Genomic DNA, 25,603 nt, shown 5'->3' on the forward strand with positions numbered 1-25,603 from the left:
TCACAGAATAACTGACTCATTTTCGAGTATTTAGACCGAGAAATCGGGCATCTACTTGAAAACAGTCGGTCTAGAATCGTTCTGTGGTTGGACACCTAGAGTAGGTGTCCGTTTTTTATTAACAAGAAAGGAAGGTTGCGGAAATGATTGATCTGCTATTAAATATCGGGGGTCGTTATTGGAATGCTAGCTGGAATTCTATTCATTACTAATATATTGATTACGATTTTATTTCAAATTCCACTTAAAGAAACTGCGTCAATCAAAATTATCAATGGTATTAATTGGATGCCGCAAATTAGACGGCTAATATTAGCTGCTGTTGTTATGGTTGGTTTGGCAATAATTCCATCTGTCGGAATAAAAAATAGGATTGTTGTTCGCATTTTTTGGTACTATCAGGCTTGTAATGAGAAAGGATCAGCGAAATACTATCTATTTAGATCTTGTTGACAAGAGTATCACTCAAGATGAACGTTATACCATAAATGATTCCTATAACTGGGAAGGCTTCGTCGATGTTATCCAACTTATTGACAGTTCATCCAAGTATAAGAAACTACTAGAGAAAAATCTTGCGATTATAACTCAACAGATTTCCGATACTAACCAGCTCGCAGCTGCCTATTGCCTTACTGTTCCGTCGCAAATCCATAACGTCTCCAATCTGATAGAACTGAATGAAATATTGAGAGACGAAATGCTACGTTCACCAGCATCGGAATGGGGAGAAATGGAGGAAAGAGAGTCTGCATTGCAAGAAGGATTATTCAACAAGATACTTGATGAGAAAAGTCATTTGAAGAGATAGAATCACAACTTAATTCTTATCATGAATAGAATAATCTTTAACATAAAACCAGAGTTACGTAAAATAGACTGCGCCTTGAAAAACACAGTCTGGTCTAATTATAAGGAAAATAAAGTTCTGGACAGGATATCTAGTCAGCTGAGCACTAATATATCTGGAATAATTGAGAGATACTATGTAACTAAATCAGACCTTAAAGTCATACACGAGTATTTAGACGAACTATGTGATGACATAACAGGGGATAACACCAAGGGTATGAAGATCAATGAGGCTGTTAGCAAGTTCGATAATACCTTACTTCATAATATCATTTTCTCTAGTAACGATTCAGAAAAAATACAAAAAGAACTTCCTCACGCTATTTCATTGATAAAGCAACAAACTAATAATACTTACGTTTCAGAAAAACGAAAAGGAGAATATCCACTTTGTCGTTGATTATTTCAATAATATCCGTAATTATCGCCATAGTATCTATACTGTTGCCTTCTAATGCGCAATGATATACTCGACCAAAAAATAAACCTGGTGGGCGAGGAGGGACTTGAACCCTCACGAGCGTAAAGCTCACAAGATTTTGAGTCTAGCGCGTCTACCAATTCCGCCACTCGCCCGAAAACTCCATTATTCTACCATAAAGTATCCTGATAAATCAAAAAATGGTAAAATATTAAGCATGAACCCAACCGACCCGTTCAAACCGATTACTAATCGCCCGGCGTCCACACCACCACCACGCCCAGATGCCGTGGATGCTAGCCGCAACAGTGTGGCCGATGTAGCTCGTAGTCAAATCGAGCAGATTTTCGGTCCGGACGGCCGGCCAAACACCACTTTGTCGCACAGCAATCAGCCGATGATTGATCGCCCAGCAAGACCCGTAGTAGCACCGGCCGAACCTAGCCGCCCCACACCAGTCCCAGTTCAGCCGCCAGCGCAGACAGCAGAATCGAAAAAACCCGCCGAACAGCCAGAACCAGTACAATCCGTAGCCGAGCCGAGATCCAGCACCAACGAAGCTCACCGCAAATACCATAGCGCCTGGCAGGACTACTATAAAACCTATTACGAACGCTATTATGTCTCAGAGCTAGCCCAGCAAAAACAGCAATTCGCCGCCGGTCAGGCCTCAATCAAGGATGATTCACCCGATGGTTCATTCACCCAAAAAGAAGCCATCGACGAATTAAAAGGTGACTTGCGCCACAAAATTAGCGCCCACGCCAAAAAGGTCCGAAAATCTCGTCATTTTATGCCTGCCGTAGCGGCAGTAGTCGTGTTATTGCTGGCGGCCTTTGTCCAGTACAACGGGCTGCTATTCGCCCAGGTTTCCGCCTTTATCAGCCCCGGGTCATCCACTAGCCAAGACATCATTGTTGGCACGGGTGCCGACCAAGAAGTCAGCTCCGACCCACGCATCATCATCCCAAAAATTAGCGTCAACGCCCCAGTTATCTATGGACTAGACGATCTCAGCGAGAACAGCGCCCAAGAAGCGCTCCAGAGCGGCGTGATTCATTATCCGATCGCCGGTGCCAATGCGTTGCCAGGACAAAACGGCAACACCGTCATCCTAGGCCACAGCTCGGCGGACTTTTTCGAGCCAGGTGACTACAAATTTATCTTTGTCCAGCTCAACCGCCTGACGACTGGCGATCTGTTCTATCTCGATTACGAAGGCACACGCTACACGTATCGCGTCAACAAAACCGAGATCATCAGCCCGACTGACATCGGCAAACTAGCCATTGGCGACGACAAACCCTATGCCACGCTGATTACCTGCGATCCACCAGGTACCGCTAAAAACCGCCTAGTGGTCTACGGGGAACAGATCTCACCCGATCCGAGCAAGACCACCGAGAGTCAGAGTTCTAACAGCTCAGCTACCGCCGACACCACTATCGTCGGCAATCCACCAACTTTGTTTGAACAGATCTTTGGCAACTAATCAATATACAATTTCGAGCGCTGCAACATAGTGTTCTTGTCTGTAATGTCGAAGCTAAACAGATATTTCTCATCACCACTCAGGGTAACTCGCCCCGAGCCACTGACGATATCTTCGCTATTCGCGCCGTCAAATTCTACTAGCTTGATCGTGCCGCCTGACATATCGACGATATGCGTATCGTCAACCCACTGCGGTGCGCCGTTGACTTCGCCTAGCTCGAAAGAGTAGTTGTCGTCGGTATCAAGGTCGAAATCAACCAATTTATTCTGGTAGCCGGCGATAATAAAGCGTCCGCTCGGGCTAAAGTCCAACCAGTCGACACCGCCTGGGCTATTGAGATAAATTGCGCCAGAGACGTGGTTTTCATCCAAAGGACTAGGGTAGATCGCTACCGTTTCACCGCGTGCCACTGCTAGATAATCTTGATCGCGATAGCGCGTCACGCCAGCATACGTCGTCGCAACCGTATCGTAGGTTTTGATAGTTTTGACCTGACCATCGTTATAAATACCGACCGTCTGGGTAGTTTTGCCGTCCTTGGTCTCGGTCGCAACAAAGGAAATCATGTTATTTTCGGTTAACTGATAGCTCTGTACTCCTGTAGCGAGCGGTGCACTCGCCGTTTGATTCGAGGCGTCAAATTTGCGCAGGTCGCTGCCGGTGAGTGCAAAAAAGATCTGTCCCGATGTGCCGGAAAAGTGCGGACTGCTAATATCGAGGCCAAAGGTTTTCGTCAGGTTACTGGTCATAGTCGGGTTCTCGCGGTCGATCCGTAAATATTCGCTAGTGTCACCCACTTGATGTTTCAATAAAATATACCGCGAGCCCATATCCCACTCGACGATCGAAAACTTCTCGGTCTGGCCACTAGTCGGCGCTGTAATATCATTCGCGCTAATCGTTATATCTGAAAAACGCACGTTTTTTGGATCGGAGATATCAGCCAGTGTCAAGACATAGGCGTTATTAGTGCGCTCGTTATCGCTAGTGCGGAGCAAAATCCAGTGCTGGTTGGGCGATTCTAGCATCTCGCTAACAGTCGAAAAGCTCTTTATCTGGTCGGTCGTGATGCTATTTGGAATGAGCCGAATATAGTCGAGCCAACGCACCTCACTGGGATCCAGCGTGACAGTTTTTTGCCAGGAACGATAGCCGGTTTTGGTAATTTCAACAGTGTTCTCACCGGACTGGACATTTTCGCGCGTGGTCGTCTTGCTAGACAAGGTCTCACCGTTAATCTTCACCGTCGCGCCGTTTGGAAAGCTGTCAAATTGCAGCAGGGCAACCTGCGTCAGTTTACCTCCGTTAAAATCAAATCGAAAACCCATCGCCCAAGCCAGCGACAGCAACACTCCAAACACAGCTGCGAGCGTCATCGCCCCGTAGGTGAATGACCTGATCGCAATCTGTTGTCGACGAGTTCGTTTCTTGTGCAAGTTATAGCTCCTTGTTCGTGCTAATTAGCCTCTATATTTTATGGTTTAACCACTAAAAAAGCAAGTATTGCACTGTGATTGCGGTTTTGCTAAAATGGTACGCGATATAGTATGTCATCGAGAGGGCAAGAGACGACAGTAACAGGTGAAAAGGGGATACATGGGCAAAGTAATAATTAACGGTAAAACGTACGACTCATTGACTGGTTTACAGATCACTGATGCTAATCATGTCGTGTCAGTCGTCGAGACAGTTGATACACCAGTAGAGACTGTCGGAACTATCGAGACCGTCGAGGTTGTCGACAAAGCAAAGCCCGCAGCCCCAGTTGCCAAAGCCCATACTCCTAGAGCAAAACGCGTCTCTAAACAGGAACGCCTCGCCGCCGCCGTCGCCGAGGAGTTTGCTACCGAAAAGTCTGCTCGTCACAAGAAAAAAATTGCCCCCGTCGTTAAAAAAGAGGCCGTCATCGCACCTGTCGCCACCAATGCACCTAATTGGATCTCTAACTTTGTCGAAGGCCACGATCCGATTGAAATCGAGCCAATCCGCATCGAGGATCGCAAACCAGCCGAGCACAGTAAACGAGATCACGTTGCGGCGCAGCATTATAGCCGTAACCGCCGCACCCAGCGCTCTCAGACCCTGAATCGCAATTTTGTGAAAAAACCAGCCGAGTCGCCAGCTCATATAGCGGTGAATCGCCGCTCCGCCGCGCCAGCTATCGACAAACATCCAGCCGTACATCGCTTTGCGCCGGTTGCGCCAGCTATCGACAAAGCTCCGAACATTACTACTGTGGATAAAAAAGACGGCATTGTACCAGTCAAAAAGGTCGCTACGCCGTCAACTCCAGATACACCTTTCATGCCAGCCGTGAGCCACAACGCCGCTAAAAAATTGGTTAGCCAGCCTAAACCAGCCGTTTTATCTAGTAGCGAACTAAAGGATTTCCTCATCCAAAATCAGTTAGATCAGCCTATCGATAAAAAATCTCGTCGCCAGGCCGAAAAATCCGCCGCTAAATTCGGCACGAAACGTTATTTTACGCGAACTAGCCTGGTAACCGCCGCCCTCGCCGTTGCCGTGCTCGGCGGCTACATGGCTTATATCAATATGCCATCGCTCAGCATTCGCGTGGCTGCGAATAGCGCTGGCATCGACTCAGATATTCCTTATACGCCGAACGGCTATTCACTGGATGGACCAGTGGCGTATTCTCCCGGACAATTAACCATCAAATACAAATCGAACTCCGGCGGATCGGGCTACTCTATCACCGAACAGACCACTGGACTAGATAGCCGGGAAGCCTTCGCTAGCTCGCACGACGAAGCATCATATACCACCGAAGACCTCGACGGCGTCACTGTTTACTATTACGGTAACAATGCCGCCTGGGTCAAAGACGGCGTGCTCTACACCTTGAACGGCAATCATTTGCTCGGCAACGATCAGATCACCCAGATCGTCCAAAGTGTTTAGATCCTGAATATTTCGTGCTATACTAACAGATATGAATACGAGAACACGTTTCGCACCGAGCCCGACTGGCTACATTCATGTCGGCAACGTACGTTCCGCGCTCTTTCCATACCTCATCGCACGTCAAACTGACGGGCAATTTGTGTTACGTATCGAGGATACCGACCGAGCCCGGTTCGTCCCTGGCGCGGAGGATCTAATTCTGGACGCACTAGAATGGCTCGGCATCGACTGGGATGAAGGCCCGAGGAAAGGTGGCGACAAAGGCCCGTACCACCAATCGGAACGCCTGGCAATTTACCACCGCTGGGCACAAAAGCTCATCAGCAAAGGTCTAGCCTACGCTGACCCCTATACACCCGAAGAAGTCCAGAGCTTCCGCGAGCAAGCGAAAGCTGCTAAAAAGGCCTTTCTATACCGCGATTATCGCCCCGAAAATCCACCCGAATGGGACGGCACCAAGCCGCTCCGATTTAAGGTGAGTCATCCCAAGCGCTACACCTGGGATGACGCCGTCATGGGCGAACTTTCAGCTGGACCAGAGGCATTAGACGATTTTATTCTCATCAAAGCTGACGGCTATCCAACCTACAACTTTGCCCACATTGTCGATGACGCCGAAATGGGCATCACGCACGTCATACGTGGCATAGAGTACATCTCCAGCACACCACGGTATCTCAGTCTATATGAGGCGCTCGACATCACACCACCCGTTCTAGCGTGTCTACCGCACATTATGGCTCCAGACGGCAAGAAAAAACTGGGTAAACGCGACGGAGCCAAAAGCGTGACAGACTATCGTACGGATGGCATTTTGCCCGAAGCAATGCTAAATTTCCTAGCCAGCATGGGTTGGAACGATGGTACCGAACAAGAGATCTTCACCAAAGATGAGCTAATTGAAAAATTTAGCCTAGATCGCGTCCAAAAGAGTGGGGCAAGATTCGACGAAAAACGACTACTGTGGATGAACGGATACTGGATCCGATCGCTAGACCTAGATGATTTATATAGGCGTGTCGCGAATTACTGGCCAGCCGAGGCAGCTGCGTATGAGGATGTTTACAAAAAACAGGTGCTGGCACTAGCCCAGGATCGCCTAAAAACACTGGCCGAGCTCAGTATGATGACACGCTATTTCTTTGCCGAACCAGTCCGAAACGACGAATTAATTACTAGCAACAAACAGCTCAAGAAACTAGATGAAACCGAAATCCGCGAATTACTAACTGCGGCGATCGATCAGTTCGAGGCAATGGACGCTTGGACTCCAGAGACGATCCAGGAAACGCTCAACCAACTACTCGAAACCACGGGTCAGAAACCCGGCATCCTATTCAGCCTGATCCGCATCGCAGTTACCTGGGCGCCATTTAGTCCGCAATTAAACGATACGCTCGCACTGCTCGGTCGTGATCGCGCCGTCACGCGGCTAAAAAATTTCTAGAGAACGACTACTTGCGTACCGCAAAGCATATGCGGTATAATATCACCATGAGCGCCATGAAAAAACTATCTGATATTGCGCCGCTCTCAGAAAAACACCATTCCGAGAAAAAGCAACATCATGGTAAAGAAGCGGCTACTAACAACAAGTTGCCGAGATCTTCGAACGATAAAAAAACTCATATCTGGACAAAGCGTAAAACTATCATTATCGCGGGCGCTAGCTTACTCGTTTTGGCTATTGCCGCTATTTTAATCATGCTGTTTTCTGGCCACAGCAACTTTACTGGTGGTACCGTGAAAAATCCCGACACGGCCAACAAAACCAACGTCAAATACTATTCGCCGCTAACTGGTAGAGAAGTCGCCGACGAAGCCTCAACCAAACATCCAGTTTTGGCTGTCATGATCGAAAACTCACCTGATGCCCGCCCGCAGTCTGGGCTGAAAGACGCCGGGGTGGTCTTTGAGGCTGTCGCCGAAGGTGGCATCACCAGGTTCATTGCCCTCTACCAAGATACTGAACCAAGCCTGATTGGGCCGGTTCGCAGTGTTCGACCTTATTATTTAGAGTGGGCAGCGGCCTTTTCGCCAGCCATAGCACATGTCGGCGGGTCGCCCCAAGCCCTGACCATGATCCGGAGCGGCAATTATGGCGTTGATCTCGACCAATTCGCCAATGGATCGTCCTACTGGCGAGCCAAAGACCGCAAAGCGCCACATAATGTTTATACTGACTATTCCAACCTCACTAAACTAGCCTCCGCGAAAGGCAAATCTAGTTCCGAATTTACTGGACTAGCCAGACAATCCACCCCTAGCACATCAGAAACCTCGGCTACCTCCATTAACCTAGCGGTCAGCACTGGTCAATTTGCCGTATCCTATAAATATGACGCGACTAGCCGCACTTATCTCAGATATCTCGGAGGTGTTGCTCATATGGATAGAGAAAAAGGCCAAGTAGCGCCCGACGTCGTCATCGCCATCCACGTCAATCAGGCATTGCAGTCCGATCGGACTCATAACACCATTACGACCGCCGGTAGTGGTGAATGCTACGTATTCCAGAACGGCACGGTCATCAAAGGCACGTGGCACAAAGACGCCGCCACCGCACAACTAAAATTCCTCGACGAATCGAACCAGGAGATCAAGTTGGCGCGCGGTCAAACGTGGATCACGGCCGTACAAAATGGAAGGTCGATTACCTGGCAATGAGCGAACGACGCGACAGCATGGCGCTGCCTAGACTCTCTGACTTTTACGCCAACTTATTTAGCCGTAGCTGGTTACTATTCCTACTATCGGAAATTATCGTCATCGCTATCGTTGTAACTGTTTTTGGTTTTATAGTCGGACGCGTTAATCCGGAATCGGCCTTTATGATAACCATTATTGCTTTGATTCTGATCCAGTCATTCGTCAGCTATATGTTGTTACGCTATACACTAAAGCCAACAGAGATTATTATGCGCGCCTTGATCCAAGTCAGTGGTGAACCGTCGACCCAATCTCCGCCCGATCGCAAAGATCCGAGTTTTAAAAAGGACGGACTAGACCACGTTTTGGATATTATATATGCTAGAGAGCATATCGCACCTAGTGAAACACGCCATCCAGCCGATGATTTCCGTATCAAGATCCTCGAGACGCTACCGATCGGCATGATCGCACTCGATCGCGATAATAGGGTGATAGCCAAGAACTCTCGAGCACCAGTGACGGTTGACGAAAATCACGTCACCGAAATCCAATTAGATTTTTCAACCGTTGGAGATTCTCTATCTGAATGGTTAGCCCAAGTTGCGGGTAATCAAATCTCGGCCGAAAAGGTCTGGACGCGCATACCGAATGTTGCACCTGGCAATACCACCGAACGTCGCATCTTTGATGTCATCGCTCACTATAAAAAAGATGCTCCGACTGGCATCGAGACCATCCTTATAACCGTCGATCGCACCGCCGAGTACGCCGACGAAGAAGCTAACTTGGACTTTATTGCACTGGCGGCACACGAGCTACGTGGTCCTGTCACCGTTATTCGCGGCTACCTAGACATTTTGGACGAACAACTCGTCGGTCAACTCAGCGGCGAACAGCACCAGCTCATCGACCGCCTTAACGTCAGTGCTAAACGCCTCGCATCTTATATTAGTAACATTTTGAACGCTAGCCGATATGACCGCAAACATCTCCAGCTCACGCTCAAAGAAACCTCTCTCGCTAGTATCATTGACGACATCAAAGACGACCTAGAGCTACGAGCTCGCACCCTTAACCGCCAAATAGTTTGGCAAATACCTGCGAATTTACCGACCGTCGCCGCCGATCAATCCTCAATTGACGAGGTGATTTCCAATCTCATAGATAACGCTATCAAATACAGCCACGATGGCGGCAACATCGAAGTCGGTGCCGCGATCGACGATAAATTTGTAGCGATTTCGGTCCGCGACCATGGTATCGGCATCCCAGAAAATGTAGCGAGTGGTCTATTTAGTAAATTTTACCGTTCGCACCGCAGCCGCGACGCTATTAGCGGCACCGGCCTCGGCCTCTATATCTCACGTGCTATCGTCGAAAGCCACGGTGGCAATATCGAGGTAGAATCGCGCGAAGGTGAAGGCTCGCTATTTACCTTTACCTTGCCAATCTACGCTAGCGTATCAGATAAACTAGCAGGCGATAACAGTAACGCCCAGCTCATCAACGATACGAGCCAAAATGGCTGGATCAATAATCATTCTAGGGTAAAGAAGTAAGCCATGGAACAAACGAACCCCGCTGCCAAACGTATCCTCATCATCGAGGATGATCACTTTATCGGTGAAATGTATGGCCAAGCCCTAACATTTGCCGGTTTCAATGTCGAGTGGACAGCCGATGGTGAACGTGGACTGCTAGCCGCACAACAAGGCCAATTCGATCTGATCTTGCTCGATATTATGCTACCAGGCAGAATGGGCAACGAGATTTTGCACGAGCTAAAAGCTGGCCCTCATCCTATCAACTCACGCATTATTGTCACTACTAATTTTGAACAGGACAAAGAATCTCGCGCCATCATGGAATCTCTGGCCGACGCCTACCTCATCAAAGCCGACATCACGCCGCGCCGACTAGTTGAGATTATACGTAGTGTTCTCTCTACCTAAAACCAGTTCACTTTTCAAATCTAACCTGTTATAATATGAAAGCGGTCTCATACTAGAGGTATGAGACGGTTGCACTTCGGAAATAACGACAAAAATATGTGAGCACATTTTTGCTCGTTTATTTCTCTCATTGCTAGGTCTCATCGTCTAACGGTTAGGACATCAGGTTCTCATCCTGACAATCGGGGTTCGATTCCCCGTGAGATCACCAGTGAAAGCGCCCCAGTTTATCTGGGGTGTTTTCACTGGTAGGGTTTCTACAGGAAACCCAAACCACGAAGGGGTCCGGCGTAGCGCAGTGCAGAAAAATTAGCTCGCTCATTTTTCAAACAAGCGGAGGAGCGCAGCGATTTCCCCTAGATAGGGTATTCTACCGATTGCTCATTTTTGAACGAGGAAGTTTTATACCTATGGTATTCCCGTGAGATCGCTGTTACAATATAAAAATGATAAAACGTACAGAGACGCTACTAAAACCCGGCGTTCAGGTCGGACCCTACCAAGTAGATCGATTCAAAACGAAAACGCGCCTATCCGAGATTGCCGAGGCTACCCATGTTGAAACAGGTTATTCTGTGGCCTTGAAAATACCGACTGGGCCCGAAGGCCAAGAATTACTAGAAAATGAAATGACTATTTATCACTGCCTAAGGGGTATAAAAAATCTATATCTCGTTACAATGCATGGATCGGGCTTGTGGGGCGACACTCCCTATATCGCTACCGAATGGCAATCAAATGGCACATTACAGGAAAGAATCCCTACGCCGCCAAGTGCGGCAGAACTCACCGACACAATAGCTCAGCCACCTAGTCCGCGGGTTTTACAGCGCAACCTCAAAATTGTAGCTGATGCCGCAGCAGGACTCGCCGCACTACATGAAAATGCCACTGTCCATCGCGATATCAAACCGGCCAACGTGGCTGTTGATGACGTCAACACAGGAAAACTGCTCGATTTTGGTCTGGCGGCATCAATGAATAGTGCTTTATACTCGGAGCCAGGAATGATTGATGGTACGCTGGGTCAGAGTATCCCACCCGAAATTTTCCTAGACGGTGCAATCGCTGCTCCCTCCCGAGACGTATGGGCTATGGCCACAACGGCGTTTCGATCTTTGACCGGGGTTATGGTATTTGGCGAACCTAACCCAGCCGACCCAATAGAGCACTACCGCCAAATTGTTAAAGGACCGCAGCAAACACTCCGCGACTTTCACCCAAATGCGTCTTCTTATCTTGATAGTATCATTACCGAAGGTCTGAACCCAGACCCTACAAAGCGACCCTCGGCAGCAGAGATGCGAGATGTCTTTAACAGCTCAACTATCAGCTAGACAAGATCTTTGATCGTCGACTTAACGAGCGCCACCACCTGACGCGGCGTGTAGTTTGCTTTGACGATATAGCTATGCACATTTAGCGCTTTCATTTCGCTCGGTGCTTCTTCTTCGCCAATGTTGGTCAAAATAATAACTGGGGTAGATTTACTGGCTTCGTCTTCGCGAATTAATTTGAGCGCTTCGGCACCGTCCATCTCAGGCATCTGAATATCGAGCAAAATAATATCTGGATTGAACGTCTTGACCAGATCCACACCAGCCTTGCCATCGATCGCAATCCTCACCTCGAATCCATCGGCTTCGAATTTCATACCATACATGCGGCCAATCGTCTGATTGTCTTCGATAATAGCGATTTTGGTCATGGTTATAGTATATCACAAGCTAGGCGCCCACGACGCCTAGCCTAGTCATCTCGATTACGTTATAATAGGGCACAAGAACATGAAACAATATCCTGCAGATACCATAGCTGACACAGACAGATCGCCAGAAACCGTGCTGCTACCGGACAGGCGTGCGACGTTAACGACAACGATGTCTGGTAAAGCTGTTCATAGCACGGAATTCTACGCTAGCCAGAGCAAGGCAGAGACCTTGCGCCTAGATTTAATGGCACAACCAACCGGCATCGTTTCCCTGCAGGCGCTCGGCAGCATTCAGGACGCGACGATCGTAGATTTCGGCGCAGGCAATAGCTCATGGCTCGGTCAACAGATAGAGGAGGGGGGAGCTCGCTACATCGGGTTAGATACTCGCCCTGATGCTGTCGAAAGCCTGGCAACTGCTGGTCTCGAATCTCATATATTGGAATCGGATGGACGAGCCAATAATCTGCCGCCACATTGTGCAGATAAAATTCACGCTCGTTTCGTCCTGTCGTGGCTCGACGTAGGCGCCCGCAGAGAAGCTCTCGAGGAAATGTTCCGCCTCGTCAAAGCGGATGGACAGCTCGTAATTATTGACTACAACTGGGACGCCATCCAGGGGCCGCCAGAGCTCATGACAGCCGTCAAGACAACAATAGGCATTATGCAAGATTTTGGCTTTGACCCACAGTATGGGACAAAACTCGATACTGACATTCCTCGTACTATCAAAAATATTACCGGTGAACTAGGCGGAGACGTTTCGTATCATTCGCCCCATGCCGAACCACCATTTGAGGGCACGCTCCGAGATGCGTTAGATATCATAAGACAAACCGCCGAGAGCGTAAAGTCGGGATTGATGCGCGCCGAAAAATATGCCGACATAGCCAGGGTTGAAACGGCTCTTGCTGGGTTGGAGACCTATGCAGCCGGGCATCCCGACGCTCGAAATCGTGCCGTTTGGAGAAGGCGACTATACCATTCTCGGTCAATTACCTCGACATAGAGGCGAGATCGTTTCTGCAGAATCTGATAGTGCGATCGCTAGTCTACGGGAGCTGCAGGGCTATGCTTATACCAAATCAGGCCTCGTTGACAAACCCGAGAGGCAAGGAAAATGGGCGCTGTCAGAGGAAATCGATCCTCCTGGTCAAGTCGATCGCTCGCGCTATTTTACAGCAATCGACCAGAATGGCCGACCTCATAGCTGTATTCGATACATAACGTCGGATCCCAGCGGTGGTGCTAGGTCGCTACGCGCCTTCGATAGTCTAGACGAAGTCACGCAAATAGGATTGCTCCAGCAATACGAAGACGAAGACATCATAGAAATCTCGGCCTTTGCCAAAGATTACCAAGCTGGCAATTTACTCGATGTCGCCGTTGCGGTCATTGGAGCCGCGCTCGAGGCGAAACAGAGAGGTTACAAATGTGCTCTCATGGAACTACGAAAAGCCCAGCAAGCAAATATTGAACACGTGTTTGGCACGGATAATTTCACGGTTTTATGCGATTCGGTCACCATTGCCCAAGACGGCGTCAATGGAGACGAAGAGTACGTCATATTACGAGCCGATCCAGACACATTCCTACCTACTATGCTCGAGAATGTCGAGGCTAAACTCGCAGCAAACCCTAGGCCTGGCGCTAGACGATCTGGCTTTTTTGCAACGCTTCACCAGGTCCTAGAAACACATATGCGCCAGTAGTGCCAGTAGGTTATCGATGACGATAAGAGCATTCTATAGGATGTGAGCTATTACACGTAGTATAATAGTGTCATGACCTTGCTTATGGTTTTCGTGTTAGTATATCTGCTCCTCCTAGCATGGCTCGCAGTCTCGCAAAAGCCAGTCAAAGCAGAAAATTGGCTGCTCTTTGCAACAACTATTGCCATTGCTGGCTGGATAGGAACCATCTTTGGCCTGCAAACAGATGCCGGCACTAGCGTAGAATATGCTCGTCTCGTCTTTGCCCTAGGAATTTGGTCAATTATCCTTCCAACGCAGCTGATTAGCCTGATGGTGCTCAAGCGTTCGACCACCAAAGAGGTCATAGCGATTTCCAGCGTCATAGGTATCGCCATTAGTGTACTATGTTTGTCTGGTACGGGTGTCATAGACGGTGTCACGATCGACCAAAAGGGCCAGATTCCGATTCCACAGTACGGCATCCTGGCTCCGGTATATGCAGCCAGCATAATCGCAGCACTGCTCGCAATCAGCCTATTAGTAACCCGCGGCGCAGTGTGGGGCACAAAGAAATCTCGCGAACAGATGCGGGTCGTCGGGTTCTCGATGCTAGCAGCCACACTAGTCGCCATCGCTACAAACTTTGCATTGCCATTCCTCACACAAAACACAGAAAGTGCGTTACTAGCGCCCATAGCCGCTCTTATTATGATCAGTGGCCTGCATTATTCCATAGCTAAACAAGGATTATTTGACTTTAAACAAGCCGCCATGCGCACGATGGTATATTTATTGGTTCTCAGCACGCTCGCTGGCATTTATTTTGGGTTAGCATATCTGTTGTCCGTCGTGTTGTTTGCTGGGCGTTCGCCAACATACGATATTGATTCAAGCCTCATTAATGTCATTTCTGCGCTGCTACTGACTTTTTTGTTCCAGCCTGTCAAACATTTTTTCGACCACCTGACAAACCGTCTGTTTTACCACGGCGAGTACGACCCCGAAACATTCTCTCGTGAATTTGGTATGATTTTGTCTTACGATACTGACTTGCGGCTACTACTTCGCAAGGCTGGCAATTACATAGCGGACAGCCTCAAGGCGGAATCTGTATTCTTCTTGATCGTAAGGCGGGGAACATTTGGATCCGCCAGCACTGCAAAATCATCCTTGTCCGAGACAAATATAGCCAAAATCACAGCCTATTACAAAAAACATTTCAAATTTCCCGAGATCATGCGGGCTGATGTCGTCGAATCCGAGGAAGTCCGCCGCATATTAGAAATTCATCACGTCTATATCGCACTGCCGCTCATGCTCCAGGATCAAGTGATCGGCTATCTGTTCATCGGCGAACACAAGAGTCGTGGTTACACTATGCGCGATGTGCGCGTGATCGAGTCTATCGGCAACGAACTCGCCATCGCCGTTCATAACTCGCTATCGGTCGAGGAAATCCGCGAACTAAATGAGAGTCTCAAACACCGGGTCGACGAAGCTACGAGGGAAATCCGCCAAAGTAACCGTCGGCTGCAGCAACTAGACAAGGTCAAAGACGAGTTCATCTCGATGGCTTCGCACCAGTTACGTACACCGCTAACTAGCATCAAAGGCTACCTTGACACCGTCTTGCAAGGCGACCTAGGGCACGTCAACTCAACCCAGCGCGTCATGCTATCAGAAGCTTTCATCTCGAGCGAACGCATGGTGACGCTCATCAATGACTTTTTGAACGTCTCGCGTTTACAGATCGGAAAATTCGTTATTGAACGGCGCGACGGCGATCTAAAAGAAGTCGTGCGCGACCAGATCGACATGTTACGCAACCTAACCGAACAACACCGACTCCAGATCAAAGAACACATCGATGACAACGTTCCTACGGCATATATTGACATCGAAAAGTTGCGCCAGGTGATCTTGAACTTTATCGATAATGCGATCTATTATTCGAAACCAGACGCCCCAATTTACGTCAGCCTAACCAAAGAAAACAACCATATAGTATTTACGGTCAAAGACTCCGGAATTGGCGTGCCAGAATCTGAAAAATCTCAGCTATTCAGTCGATTTTTCCGCGCTAGCAACGCTCGTCAACATCGTCCCGACGGCACGGGCGTCGGGTTATTCCTAGCGAAAAAGGTCGTCACCCTGCACGGCGGCCAAATCATCTTTGAGTCAGAAGAAAACAAAGGTAGTACCTTTGGCTTTCGCATTCCGATCAATAGCAAAAAAGAAACACCTCATTAGTCGTTGACTCGTCGCTTTTTATGCTAAAATAGACATAAGCTTTTACGAAAGCAAGTTATCTGGTATGATCCCGAAAGGTGGGCAAAACGTTCAAGAGTTTCTTTAAGAAAAAGCAACGTCATGGTAAAAAATCTGGTAATTCCGGATTAGCAAGCCAGTCTGATGCTGTTATTAACACCATTTCTGATGGCGTCGCAGTCATTGATCGAGATGGTGTTATCAAGCTGTTCAATAAATCTGCCGCAGACATGACCGGCTGGGCAGTCGAAGACGCCTTGGAGCTAAATTTTAATAGTATTTTTCAATTCTTTGACGCTAGCGAACATCCGATCGACAACCAACACAATCCGATTTTGATTGCCATGGGCGCAGCTCGACCGGCCAAACTCGACGATGTCTTGCTAAAGACCAATTCTAGTAAATATATCCAGATCGGTATCCAGGCCACTCCAATCGGAAGCGACGCAGACGACAAACATTCAGACGAGCCGACTCGGCCAAACGTAGCAGTAACCTTCAGGGATATCACCGCCCAGCAAAAAGAACTCCGTCAGCAATCTGATTTTGTTAGCACCGCTAGCCACGAAATGCGCACGCCTGTCGCTATTATCGAAGGCTATCTCGGCATGCTAATTAACCCAGCGACCGCAACTGTCGATGCACGTGGACTGACCTACGCCCAAAAAGCTCACGAATCAGCCCAGCATCTCGGCCATCTATTCCAAGATCTCCTCGATGTCACCAAACTCGACGATAATCGCATGCGTAACACCCCGATCCTAGTCGACGCTGGCGCCGCCGCACGTCAAGCGGTCGATCAATTGCAGAGTCAAGCAGCAGCGAAAAACTTGAAACTGACGTTCGAAGCAGCCGGCCAACTGCAACCAATGTATATAATTTACGCTGATATTGACCACCTCCAAGAGGTCCTCGACAATCTGATCAGCAACGCGATCAAATATACCAAAGAAGGCTCGATCAATGTTTCAGTAGGCGAGGAAAACCAAAAGGTTCGCATATCTGTCAAAGACACCGGTATCGGCATACCGTCAGAGGACGTTCCGCATCTGTTCCAAAAATTCTATCGCGTCGATAGCAGCGACACGCGCGAGATCGGCGGCACCGGACTAGGACTTTATCTCATTAAAAAATTAACCGAATATATGGGTGGTCGAGTCGGCGTGAATAGCGAATATGGTCAAGGTTCAACGTTTTGGGTAGAATTTGATCGTCTCAACCGCGAACAGGCTCTGGCCAAAGCCCGCGAAATAAAAGCGAGGGAGCGTCAAGGATTATAATTATGGTGTACTTTACAGGGCAGAAAAACATTAGTATAATGGGGGGCAGATGACTAAAATTCTATTGGTTGAAGACGACAAGGCTCTGCGCGAGATTTATGGCGTTAGACTACTAGCCGAGGGTTACGACATCGTCAGCGCTGGCGATGGCGAAGAAGCCCTGACCTCCGCTATCAACGAACATCCCGACCTGATCGTGAGCGACGTTATGATGCCAAAAATTAGTGGTTTCGAGATGATCGACTTGCTCCGTACTAACGAAAAAACTCGTGATATAAAGGTAATCGTCATGTCGGCCCTCGGTGGTGAATCACAAAAGGAGCGTGGCCGTTCACTCGGTGCTGACCGTTATTTAGTAAAATCTCAAGTCGGCATCGAAGATGTTGTCGCCACCGTCAAGCAAGTCCTAGCCGAACCGCCCAGGCAAGCTTCCGCCCCAGCTGGTGCTAATCCAGCAACGCCAACACCGGTCCCAGCACCAACTACGGTACCAGCTGCTACTATGCCAGCCGCGGGTCAATCAGCTTTCAATCCTGTCCAGGCTACTGCTCCGAGTACCGTCACTGGCACAGATCAGCCTAGCTTACCAAATACACCTCTTTCGGTTCCAACTGTCATGAACCCGGCCCCAGCGCCGGCACAGACTCCATTCACGCCAGCACCAGCCGCCGGTCAATCATTGCCACCAATTCCATTGCCGTCGACTCAACCGCCAGCTCAGACTCAGCCCATAGCGCCGGCACAACCAGCCCCACAACCCGTTGCGCCTCAACCGCCTCAGGTTATTGAACCGACGACTACCGTACAGCAGCAACAGCCATCAACCGCTCCTGTAGCACCTACCGCTCCGGCCGCAGCACCGCCTAGCGCTACGCCAGCTGTCGGCGGTGTCAAAGTGATCCAACCAACTGGCGTCTCAATGAGTCCGAAAATCAATATTGATGATCTGCTCGCCAAAGAAGAAGCCGTTGAAATCGCTCCGGGTCTGAATATGAACGCTACCGTTCCTACCGCGGCACCCGTTGAGGCTGCTGAACCAACTGGTACGCCAGCTATCTCAATCGGTCAAAACGGTGTAATTGATCTCGATGCCGCTACAACTGAAACTGCTAGCACTTTTCCTGCCAGCTCGTGATAGAATGGGCATATGCGATTAAACAAATTTGTAGCTACTGCTACTGGTAAGTCACGACGCGAAGCCGATCTGTTAATTGCATCTGGGCGAGTCCGCATAGATCAGAGAACCGCCACGATTGGCGACCGCGCGCCCGACAATACCGCTGTTTATCTCGATGACAAAGAGCTGCACCTACCCGCCGAATCTACCGTCGTCATGCTGAACAAGCCAGTCGGCTACGTCAGCTCCCGGCGCGCCCAGGCTCGCGATGCCCGAACTTTGTATGAACTACTGCCGCCCGAGCTCCATCAGCTCAAAACCGTCGGACGTCTAGATCAAAACAGCTCTGGTCTAATTTTGCTGACCGATGATGGGGATTTTGCTTTTCGCATGACTCATCCCAAATTTGTCAAAGTTAAGATCTATGAGATTCAGCTCGACTGCCCATTAGAACCCTTGCACCAACAGATGATTTCTGACTTTGGCGTCGATCTCGAGGACGGTAAATCAAAATTACTGCTCGAAAGTCTAGACGATCGACGACTCAAATGGCGCGTCACCATGAGCGAAGGTCGCAATCGCCAGATTCGTCGCACGTTTCGAGCCCTAGGCTACACCGTCGTCAAGTTACACCGAACACATTTCGGCAACGTTACGTTAGGCAGCTTAAAGCCAGGGCAGTGGAAAAAACTCGATAAAGTGATATAATTATACACGCTATGCGAGAGCCCAATCTTTTAGCACGCCAATTCGCCGATCAGTTACGGGCTATCAACGATACGAAAAAACGCGAGCAGTCTGCGCTCGAAACTGCCGAGAAACTCCACGTTTCTACCGCCGGAGCTGGGCTAACCTTTCTCTACGAGAGCCTACGCAATGCTTCGGAAAACGCCGACGAGAAATTATTGCTGGAACGGGCGGTGCGCCGCTTTTTCAAACGAGCCTATTTAACCCCAGACAACAGCAGCCTGCGCGATGCTGGCACCGAACTCGTCACCGAGCTCACGTTGGCTGGCTATCTGGAAAACGATAGTATTCCACTAGCTGTCATCGATTCAATCACCGATATTGCCAAGGCCTATTCAACCACCCGCAAAAAATTGCTAGAACGTTTCCCGCGCGACACGGTCGAGCGCTGGACGCTGGAGCCGATGGCGGCTGCCATCGAGGCGCAGCTACGCGACCATCGATTGGGTCTAGCGTTCACCGATCTAGCCTATAATTATTTCCTCAGCGCCATTGACGCCGACAAGTTCTTTGGCGGCAAAAAACCCGCTAGCTACGAGGCGATTTTATTCGTCGCTGTCAGCAGCGCCCTCACCAAAAATGATTCGGCTGCTATCCGATTCAACCTCCTCAGCCGTTACCAGATTTCGCCGTCTCGTGCCGTTGATTTTGCCAAATTCAATACTCAGATTGATCAAGTATTCACCAATCCGGCGCTCGAACGAGTCAAACATCTCGTCGATCGCCACGGTGCGCCCTTACGTATTTTGCTCCGCAGTATGAACGGCAATGACAAATTGGCCGACCACATGCTCAGCGAAAAAGCGTTTCTCGGACCTTATGATTCTGCTATTTCTGAATCATACACCAGCGTCAGTGAGAGTATCAGCCGCGGTATTTTTCGTAGTGTTATATTCCTGATTATCACCAAATTTATCATCGGTGTTGGTATCGAAGTGCCGTACGATCTGATGGTTAATGGTCACATCGGGTGGCTTGCGCTATCTGTTAACTTGCTGACTCCGCCACTCTATATGATCGCTTTGCGTTTAACGCTCCTCATGCCATCAGCTGAAAACACGCGCGCCTTGCACCGCGAAATTACGCGGATCTTGTTCGAGCCAGTCCCGACCAAACCATTCCTCGGCGTTCGACCGAAAAAGAAATTTAGCGCCGGCTATAATATTGCCTATGCATTGGCTATCATTGCCGTTTTCGGTGGATTCGGCTATCTATTGGTCCAATATGCACGATTTGAATGGATCCATCTAGGTATATTCTTCTTCTTCATCAGCACAGCTAGCTTCCTCGGCTTCCGCTTGTCTCGGGCTATTCGCGAAATCGAGGTCGGCGAAGAAGCCCAGACCAGCGTTACTATGCTCCGCGATTTCCTCTATATGCCATTCGTCGCTGTCGGCCGCCGCATTAGCGAAACCTACGCCCAGTTCAATATCATCTCGCGCTTTCTCGATATGTTCGTCGAGCTGCCGCTCAAAACCATCCTTGGTTTTGTCCGGCAATGGGGCAGCTTTCTCAGTGCTAAAAAAGATAGTTTCTAGAATATCTTGGCGACATCATCTAGTACTAGTTCAGGAATCTCGTCAAATGGCAAGCCTTCGGTCAACTCGTCCATCAATAGTCCGTCTTTGGCTGCTGGTAGGGTTTTAAGGCTCTCATTACCGGCCCAGCGCGATACGCTCGATTGATAGGCCCGACGCATAACATCATACACAAATCTATAGGCATCTATCTCTGCTATCGTATATCGATGACGCAGACTATGATCTGAATCAAACGTCGCCATCGCTGGCTCATCAATAATCTGCTGCACATGAGCTAGCTCATGAAGCAATATCAACTCTAGTGGATCGCGACCCGGCAAAAAAGCATGCTTGAATACTGTTACTCCGGGATTCATGCGTAGTTCATAGGCTATCGGACCCCAATTAGTTGGTACGTCGATTGTCGTTTTTGGCATCACCGCCATAGCATCAACCGTCAACTCTCCAGATGCTTTACGGCTAGGATCTGAAACAATACGTCCTGCACTAAATGTTTTCTGCCTAATTTCTGCAATAGCGTTTCTCACTAATACATCAGGATCGACAGCCACTTCGTACGTTTTTAACCAATCGCTATGATTAGATTGCTGCTCCCCACCCATATACACCGACGAATCACCAAACACCATGACCTCATGATCGCGCCTCAATGTCATCATTGGCAATGCCTCTCTAGCGATTTGACGCCTAGAAAGTTCGATACGACCATGATTATTATTAGGAATCTCTAGCCTATTAAGATACGTTTCTATTCGACCTATGCGCTCCCTCAACTGGGGTGGGGCGGTCTCCCGGGCCGCCCCGAGCAGGCTCGCCGCCTCTGAGCAGCTGTCATCTAACAACCTTTTATCTGCTCTGGCTTGTTTCGAGATAAAGTTCATCTTACCATTTTATCATATTTATGCTAATTAGTCAATATTTACCTCTTGAAAATATCCGCTGGTTCTGGTACAATTATACCCATATTATGGCGAGTAAATTACCGACTGTTGCTATCGTAGGCCACGCAAATGCGGGAAAGTCTTCGCTATTTAACCGACTCGTACGCTCGAAACAGGCGATTGTTGCCGCCGAAGCTGGCACAACGCGCGATAACGTCATCGGCACTGTTGACCTCGGTGACCGTCAGTTTAGAGTCGTCGATACCGCCGGCCTCAAACCTGCCGAGGATGAATTTGAAGCCTCGATCCAAGACCAAATCGCCGATGCTATCGAACTAGCCGACGCCATCGTATTGGTTATTGATAGCACCAATTACCCCGACCAAAAAGACCGTGACCTCGCCAAAAAGATCCTACGTGGACAGAAACCAACCTTTCTAGCCGTCAACAAAACTGATTTGAAAGAGAGCCTGCCGGCTGACGAATTTCGTCGCCTCGGCATTAAAAATATCGTGCCGATTAGCGCCGAGCATAACAGCGGTGTCCGCCGACTCGTCGACCAGCTAGCCGAAACCCTGCCAAAAGCCAAAGAAGTCCAGGAGGACGATATCCTCCGAATCGCCCTGATCGGTCGACCAAATGTCGGTAAATCTCATCTGTTCAATCGCCTTGCCGGCAAACAGCAGGCCATCGTCGCACCCATCGCTGGCACTACCCGCGATGTGAACCGCGTCTCTGTCCGCTATCACGGTCAAGCTATCGAACTGCTCGACACAGCTGGTGTGCGTCGTTCTGGCAAGATCGAACGTGGTATTGAAAAATTCTCGGTGCTGCGCACTGTAGCGATGACGAGGCCGATATTTGCTTGCTCCTCATGGACGTCAACGAACTGAGCACCGGTATCGATCAAAAGCTCGCTGGCATGATCGCCGAAGCCGGCAAAGGTCTCGTCATAGTGGTTAGCAAATGGGACAGCGTCGAAGGCAAAGACGCCTTTACTCGTGACGCGCTGGCACCACAAATTATTGCAAACTTCGATTTCGTGCCGTGGGCGCCATTGATTTTCACCAGCTCCGTAACTGGACAGAACGTTTCAAAATTATTTGAACTAGTTAGCCAAATTGCTACCGAACGTAACCGCACGATCAAGACCCGCAAACTAAACGATTTGTTGCAAAAAGCTATCCTACGTCATCCGCCAGCTGGTCTAAAAAACACTCATCCGAAATTCCGCTATATTGTCCAAACTGATCATAATCCACCTTGGTTCGTCATCTATGGCAGCAATTTCAAATTTATCCACTGGTCATACAAACGCTACATCGAGCGCCAGTTCCGCGAGGAGTTTGGTTTCGGCGGCACGCCAATCAAATTCAGTTTCCGCGACGAGAAACAAATCAAGGCCAACAAAGAACGTACTGCTCAGGGCCTTGAACCTGTAACCAAAGCCTACAAACAGACCAAAGACGACCAATAGATCAAATACGATGGAATTTCCAAAAGACAGAAGCGACCAAGATCGGACCCACGAAGGATCTCCTCTAGAAATCCTCAATAGTGATAACACTACAGAGACTGTCAATCACATCGTAACGCTATACCATGTCGGCGACTACGAAGACGCCGAGGACCAGCTGGCTGATCTATTGCTCGACTGGAGCGGGCGAACCTTTGATCTCACCTGTTACGGGCAATTATTAGACGGCCGAGCCAATTGGAACCCCGATAGCGCTACTGGCGTCTTCGATTGTCCAGCCGTGTTCCAACGACCAGCCATCATTGACGACAAACTACACCTAGTATTTTGGCCAGAGTCGAGTATCGTCACTAATCCAGACGGTAGTCAAACTGCTACGGCTGAAATCGTAACCGAAAAAGGCGATCTGTTAAATCTGCAGTATGGCACAGCTATAAAAATCGAGTCTGTAGTCGATTATACCGACAAAGCCTACACAGATCATCTGGCAGCCAAGGCTCACCGCATGATGTCCCTAGCGGTCAATCGTATCAGCCTTTCTGATCTAGACCGATTAGATCAGATCCGTGAAACAGCTGACGCTATTAGGGATGACGAGGAAATAGCCGCCTATAATGTCATTTACAAAAATCGCATCATGGAGCTATCACCACGTCGCTATTTTACAGCTCCACCAGCGGATATGCCTTTTGTCACCGGCCTGTGTTTATCGGATAACACCTCAGAGACCACTATCAAAGGTATGTTCTCTGGCCTAGTCATGATTGAGGAACTCGATACTGACCACCAGCCCAACATCGCTAGTTTATGTATAAAACTCTTGTCCACTAACGGCAGGGGCGAGGTCATCGAGCGTTATGCGCCGCTATCTAATCTCATACATCCACCTGTTTGCGACTGGACCGATGCCGACCGAACGATAGATTGATAGCAGCCACTGTAGTAGAATAGATATATGAAATTGATCATTGGTCTCGGTAATCCCGGCAACGAATACGCCCGCACGCGTCATAATTTTGGCTGGATCATGCTCGATCATATTGCAAACGCAGTCGGAGCAACCTGGGTGCATAAACCGAAATTTACTGCCGATATTGCCGAATATACTATTAATGGCGAAAAAGTAATCCTCGCCAAGCCTACGACGTATTATAATTTATCCGGCGAAGCGACGCGCAAAATCAAGGATTTTTATCATATTGAGAATAACGACATTGTGACGATTCATGATGAAATAGCGCTACCGATCGGGTCGCTCCGAACGCGCCGCGGCGGCAGTGATGCTGGTAATAACGGTATCAAGAGTCTGATTGCACATATTGGTCCAGATTTTGCCAGGGTTCGTATCGGCAGTGGTCAAGTCGCCGGGAATAATGGCGACGCCAGGCCAACTGACCATCGTGATCACGTCCTATCACGTCCCGCAGCTAGCGAGATAGAACTCCTCGCTAAACTCGAGCCACAAGTTCAACATATCGTTAGCGATTTTATCGGCGGCACGTTCTTTGAAACGACTTATTCAGCCTAAATATAATAGTCTTTGGTTATTCACCCACAATAGCTGCTATGCGGTGCAAACTTGCCGTACCTGACGGATCAGCCCCGATACTAGTTAGTATCTTTTTAGCCCTCAGCTCCGACAGATTGCTGCTCACTAGTAGCTGCAGCATATTTCCGGTCAGCTCATCTGGGACACCGGCTCGCTCCAATAACTCAGCCCAATCACCGCCCATCGCAATATGTGCTCTAACGCTGCGCCTCAGATCGCCGATCGACAGCCGATTATTGATCGGCTCAACTGGCTTCTCGCTAGTATCAGTAGACTCTGGCGCTACGTCAGATAATACCTCGGTCGGCAAGGCTAGCTCGACAGCACGCAATGACAAATCCACTAGGTGCTGCCGATTTATAATTTCTACTACGCCAGAATTGAACCCTGGAGCTTCATCACCAGAATTGATGACTCTGAGCCATTCCGGCCCTATGCGTCCGCCAATCACAACCGAATCGGCCTGGTGGACTTGTAGATCCTTATGAACGATCTGCTTGATGCCTTCTCTCGTAGCAGGCGAACGACCGCCGCGACCCAGGCGTTGCATCATAGCTAGACGACTAATTTCCTCAAAAGTACGGCTGGGCGACTCAGTATCGGCTACATTGAGATTCTGTAGCCACGACCACATATGATTGACTCTAGTCGTTTTCAGATCTAACAGCTGCGCGACCGCCGGCATGCCAAAGCCTCGAGCCCACGCCCGTTCATCCGGAGTCTTTAGAATACGCAGCCAATTATCATAAGCCGTCTCTCTACTGGCGCTAGATCGCTCACTCTCAGCCAAGACAACACCTTTCATTTAATCTAGTATAGATATTACAACTAAATTGTATTTTTGTCAATCAAAACCGCCGAGTTATCGGTCGGCATCGCGCGATGCTTACTGAAAAATCAAAAAACCGCCATTCAAATGTTGGCGGAGCTGCGATTTCTGTAATCAAAAAACCGCCAGCAAGGGTGGGCATCGCTGGCGGTTATGTGACCCTTCGACGCACCCGACTGGGTAGAACTAGGTTCAAGCGCGACCCACCTCAC

General features: G+C 49.0%; 22 protein-coding genes, 2 tRNA genes and 1 pseudogene. 20 read left to right on the plus strand and 5 right to left on the minus strand.

Going from position 1 to position 25,603, the window contains the following annotated elements:
* The first annotated feature begins 409 nt into the window (after positions 1–409).
* On the plus strand, positions 410–811 hold the full coding sequence (locus IPL44_03630) for a hypothetical protein (GenBank protein QQS17363.1): 402 nt from the start codon (positions 410–412) through the stop codon (positions 809–811).
* A 258-nt stretch (positions 812–1,069) separates the two neighbouring features.
* A complete protein-coding gene (locus IPL44_03635) occupies positions 1,070–1,252 on the plus strand; it encodes a hypothetical protein (protein QQS17364.1) in 183 nt (60 codons plus the stop codon).
* Between the two features lie 88 nt (positions 1,253–1,340).
* Here IPL44_03635 and IPL44_03640 read toward each other — a convergent pair.
* Positions 1,341–1,428, minus strand: a tRNA-Leu gene (locus tag IPL44_03640).
* Positions 1,429–1,490: 62 nt separating this feature from the next.
* On the opposite strand from IPL44_03640, the gene IPL44_03645 reads away from it, so the two are divergent.
* The gene (locus IPL44_03645) at positions 1,491–2,765 is read left to right on the plus strand and encodes a sortase (protein ID QQS17365.1); all 1,275 of its coding nucleotides are present in this window, start codon (positions 1,491–1,493) and stop codon (positions 2,763–2,765) included.
* Here IPL44_03645 and IPL44_03650 read toward each other — a convergent pair.
* Positions 2,762–4,204 carry a PEGA domain-containing protein gene (locus IPL44_03650; protein QQS17366.1) on the minus strand — a complete coding sequence of 481 codons (1,443 nt, stop codon included), beginning with the start codon at positions 4,202–4,204 and terminating at the stop codon, positions 2,762–2,764. The genes IPL44_03645 and IPL44_03650 overlap by 4 nt on opposite strands.
* Positions 4,205–4,364: 160 nt before the next feature.
* Between IPL44_03650 and IPL44_03655 the strand changes: the two genes are divergently transcribed.
* The 7 genes from IPL44_03655 to IPL44_03685 all read left to right on the plus strand — a co-directional run bounded on the left by IPL44_03655 (position 4,365) and on the right by IPL44_03685 (position 11,634).
* Complete coding sequence (locus tag IPL44_03655; protein QQS17367.1) at positions 4,365–5,690, plus strand: hypothetical protein; 1,326 nt, start codon at positions 4,365–4,367, stop codon at positions 5,688–5,690.
* A gap of 31 nt (positions 5,691–5,721) precedes the next feature.
* A complete protein-coding gene (locus IPL44_03660) occupies positions 5,722–7,140 on the plus strand; it encodes a glutamate--tRNA ligase (GenBank protein ID QQS17368.1) in 1,419 nt (472 codons plus the stop codon).
* Positions 7,141–7,397: 257 nt separating this feature from the next.
* Positions 7,398–8,360: a DUF3048 domain-containing protein gene (locus IPL44_03665; GenBank protein QQS17817.1), complete on the plus strand. Its 963-nt coding sequence runs from the start codon at positions 7,398–7,400 to the stop codon at positions 8,358–8,360.
* Positions 8,357–9,904, plus strand: a complete 1,548-nt coding sequence (locus tag IPL44_03670; protein QQS17369.1) for a HAMP domain-containing histidine kinase — start codon at positions 8,357–8,359, stop codon at positions 9,902–9,904. Before IPL44_03665 ends, IPL44_03670 begins: the two co-directional genes overlap by 4 nt.
* Before the next feature lie 3 nt (positions 9,905–9,907).
* Complete coding sequence (locus IPL44_03675; protein ID QQS17370.1) at positions 9,908–10,297, plus strand: response regulator; 390 nt, start codon at positions 9,908–9,910, stop codon at positions 10,295–10,297.
* 136 nt (positions 10,298–10,433) lie between these two features.
* Positions 10,434–10,508, plus strand: a tRNA-Glu gene (locus tag IPL44_03680).
* Positions 10,509–10,743: 235 nt separating this feature from the next.
* The gene (locus IPL44_03685; protein ID QQS17371.1) at positions 10,744–11,634 is read left to right on the plus strand and encodes a protein kinase; all 891 of its coding nucleotides are present in this window, start codon (positions 10,744–10,746) and stop codon (positions 11,632–11,634) included.
* On the opposite strand, the gene IPL44_03690 is transcribed toward IPL44_03685, so the two are convergent.
* Positions 11,631–12,005 carry a response regulator gene (locus IPL44_03690; protein QQS17372.1) on the minus strand — a complete coding sequence of 125 codons (375 nt, stop codon included), beginning with the start codon at positions 12,003–12,005 and terminating at the stop codon, positions 11,631–11,633. The genes IPL44_03685 and IPL44_03690 overlap by 4 nt on opposite strands.
* Positions 12,006–12,084: 79 nt before the next feature.
* Here IPL44_03690 and IPL44_03695 point away from each other — a divergent pair, with 79 nt between their 5' ends.
* The 7 genes from IPL44_03695 (at position 12,085) to IPL44_03725 (ending at position 20,652) form a co-directional block, all read left to right on the plus strand.
* Entirely contained in the window at positions 12,085–13,017 is a 933-nt protein-coding gene (locus tag IPL44_03695; GenBank protein ID QQS17373.1) for a class I SAM-dependent methyltransferase, read from the plus strand.
* Positions 12,935–13,720, plus strand: coding sequence for a hypothetical protein (locus IPL44_03700; GenBank protein ID QQS17374.1), 786 nt, complete (start codon positions 12,935–12,937; stop codon positions 13,718–13,720). The genes IPL44_03695 and IPL44_03700 overlap by 83 nt, the downstream gene beginning before the upstream one ends.
* Positions 13,721–13,792: 72 nt before the next feature.
* A complete protein-coding gene (locus IPL44_03705; protein QQS17375.1) occupies positions 13,793–15,952 on the plus strand; it encodes a GAF domain-containing protein in 2,160 nt (719 codons plus the stop codon).
* A gap of 77 nt (positions 15,953–16,029) precedes the next feature.
* Positions 16,030–17,250 (plus strand): PAS domain-containing protein, encoded by a 1,221-nt coding sequence (locus tag IPL44_03710; GenBank protein QQS17376.1) that lies wholly within the window; start codon positions 16,030–16,032, stop codon positions 17,248–17,250.
* A 49-nt stretch (positions 17,251–17,299) separates the two neighbouring features.
* Positions 17,300–18,385: a response regulator gene (locus IPL44_03715; GenBank protein ID QQS17377.1), complete on the plus strand. Its 1,086-nt coding sequence runs from the start codon at positions 17,300–17,302 to the stop codon at positions 18,383–18,385.
* A 12-nt stretch (positions 18,386–18,397) separates the two neighbouring features.
* The gene (locus tag IPL44_03720; protein ID QQS17378.1) at positions 18,398–19,075 is read left to right on the plus strand and encodes an rRNA pseudouridine synthase; all 678 of its coding nucleotides are present in this window, start codon (positions 18,398–18,400) and stop codon (positions 19,073–19,075) included.
* Positions 19,076–19,086: 11 nt separating this feature from the next.
* Complete coding sequence (locus IPL44_03725) at positions 19,087–20,652, plus strand: hypothetical protein (protein ID QQS17379.1); 1,566 nt, start codon at positions 19,087–19,089, stop codon at positions 20,650–20,652.
* Here the strand turns inward: IPL44_03725 and IPL44_03730 are convergent.
* Positions 20,649–21,536: a hypothetical protein gene (locus IPL44_03730; GenBank protein ID QQS17380.1), complete on the minus strand. Its 888-nt coding sequence runs from the start codon at positions 21,534–21,536 to the stop codon at positions 20,649–20,651. The genes IPL44_03725 and IPL44_03730 overlap by 4 nt on opposite strands.
* An 86-nt stretch (positions 21,537–21,622) precedes the next feature.
* On the opposite strand from IPL44_03730, the pseudogene der reads away from it, so the two are divergent.
* The 3 genes and pseudogenes from der (at position 21,623) to IPL44_03745 (ending at position 24,541) form a co-directional block, all read left to right on the plus strand.
* A pseudogene (gene der / locus IPL44_03735) lies at positions 21,623–23,013 on the plus strand (ribosome biogenesis GTPase Der).
* Between the two features lie 10 nt (positions 23,014–23,023).
* Entirely contained in the window at positions 23,024–23,941 is a 918-nt protein-coding gene (locus IPL44_03740; protein QQS17381.1) for a hypothetical protein, read from the plus strand.
* A gap of 27 nt (positions 23,942–23,968) precedes the next feature.
* A complete protein-coding gene (locus IPL44_03745; GenBank protein ID QQS17382.1) occupies positions 23,969–24,541 on the plus strand; it encodes an aminoacyl-tRNA hydrolase in 573 nt (190 codons plus the stop codon).
* 16 nt (positions 24,542–24,557) lie between these two features.
* Here IPL44_03745 and IPL44_03750 read toward each other — a convergent pair whose 3' ends face one another.
* Positions 24,558–25,367, minus strand: coding sequence for a hypothetical protein (locus IPL44_03750; GenBank protein QQS17383.1), 810 nt, complete (start codon positions 25,365–25,367; stop codon positions 24,558–24,560).
* Between the last annotated feature and the right edge of the window lie 236 nt (positions 25,368–25,603).

Source organism: Candidatus Saccharibacteria bacterium (assembly GCA_016699895.1).
GTDB lineage: Bacteria > Patescibacteriota > Saccharimonadia > Saccharimonadales > Saccharimonadaceae.

Excerpts from the sequence above, each read along its gene's own strand:
- IPL44_03630 (QQS17363.1), top strand. The coding sequence starts at position 410 with ATGAGAAAGGATCAGCGAAATACTATCTATTTAGATCTTGTTGACAAG.
- IPL44_03635 (QQS17364.1), top strand. The coding sequence starts at position 1,070 with ATGAAGATCAATGAGGCTGTTAGCAAGTTCGATAATACCTTACTTCAT.
- IPL44_03645 (QQS17365.1), top strand. The coding sequence starts at position 1,491 with ATGAACCCAACCGACCCGTTCAAACCGATTACTAATCGCCCGGCGTCC.
- IPL44_03655 (QQS17367.1), top strand. The coding sequence starts at position 4,365 with ATGGGCAAAGTAATAATTAACGGTAAAACGTACGACTCATTGACTGGT.
- IPL44_03660 (QQS17368.1), top strand. The coding sequence starts at position 5,722 with ATGAATACGAGAACACGTTTCGCACCGAGCCCGACTGGCTACATTCAT.
- IPL44_03665 (QQS17817.1), top strand. The coding sequence starts at position 7,398 with ATGCTGTTTTCTGGCCACAGCAACTTTACTGGTGGTACCGTGAAAAAT.
- IPL44_03670 (QQS17369.1), top strand. The coding sequence starts at position 8,357 with ATGAGCGAACGACGCGACAGCATGGCGCTGCCTAGACTCTCTGACTTT.
- IPL44_03675 (QQS17370.1), top strand. The coding sequence starts at position 9,908 with ATGGAACAAACGAACCCCGCTGCCAAACGTATCCTCATCATCGAGGAT.
- IPL44_03685 (QQS17371.1), top strand. The coding sequence starts at position 10,744 with ATGATAAAACGTACAGAGACGCTACTAAAACCCGGCGTTCAGGTCGGA.
- IPL44_03690 (QQS17372.1), bottom strand. The coding sequence starts at position 12,005 with ATGACCAAAATCGCTATTATCGAAGACAATCAGACGATTGGCCGCATG.
- IPL44_03695 (QQS17373.1), top strand. The coding sequence starts at position 12,085 with ATGAAACAATATCCTGCAGATACCATAGCTGACACAGACAGATCGCCA.
- IPL44_03700 (QQS17374.1), top strand. The coding sequence starts at position 12,935 with ATGCAGCCGGGCATCCCGACGCTCGAAATCGTGCCGTTTGGAGAAGGC.
- IPL44_03705 (QQS17375.1), top strand. The coding sequence starts at position 13,793 with ATGACCTTGCTTATGGTTTTCGTGTTAGTATATCTGCTCCTCCTAGCA.
- IPL44_03715 (QQS17377.1), top strand. The coding sequence starts at position 17,300 with ATGACTAAAATTCTATTGGTTGAAGACGACAAGGCTCTGCGCGAGATT.
- IPL44_03720 (QQS17378.1), top strand. The coding sequence starts at position 18,398 with ATGCGATTAAACAAATTTGTAGCTACTGCTACTGGTAAGTCACGACGC.
- IPL44_03725 (QQS17379.1), top strand. The coding sequence starts at position 19,087 with ATGCGAGAGCCCAATCTTTTAGCACGCCAATTCGCCGATCAGTTACGG.
- IPL44_03730 (QQS17380.1), bottom strand. The coding sequence starts at position 21,536 with ATGAACTTTATCTCGAAACAAGCCAGAGCAGATAAAAGGTTGTTAGAT.
- IPL44_03740 (QQS17381.1), top strand. The coding sequence starts at position 23,024 with ATGGAATTTCCAAAAGACAGAAGCGACCAAGATCGGACCCACGAAGGA.
- IPL44_03745 (QQS17382.1), top strand. The coding sequence starts at position 23,969 with ATGAAATTGATCATTGGTCTCGGTAATCCCGGCAACGAATACGCCCGC.
- IPL44_03750 (QQS17383.1), bottom strand. The coding sequence starts at position 25,367 with ATGAAAGGTGTTGTCTTGGCTGAGAGTGAGCGATCTAGCGCCAGTAGA.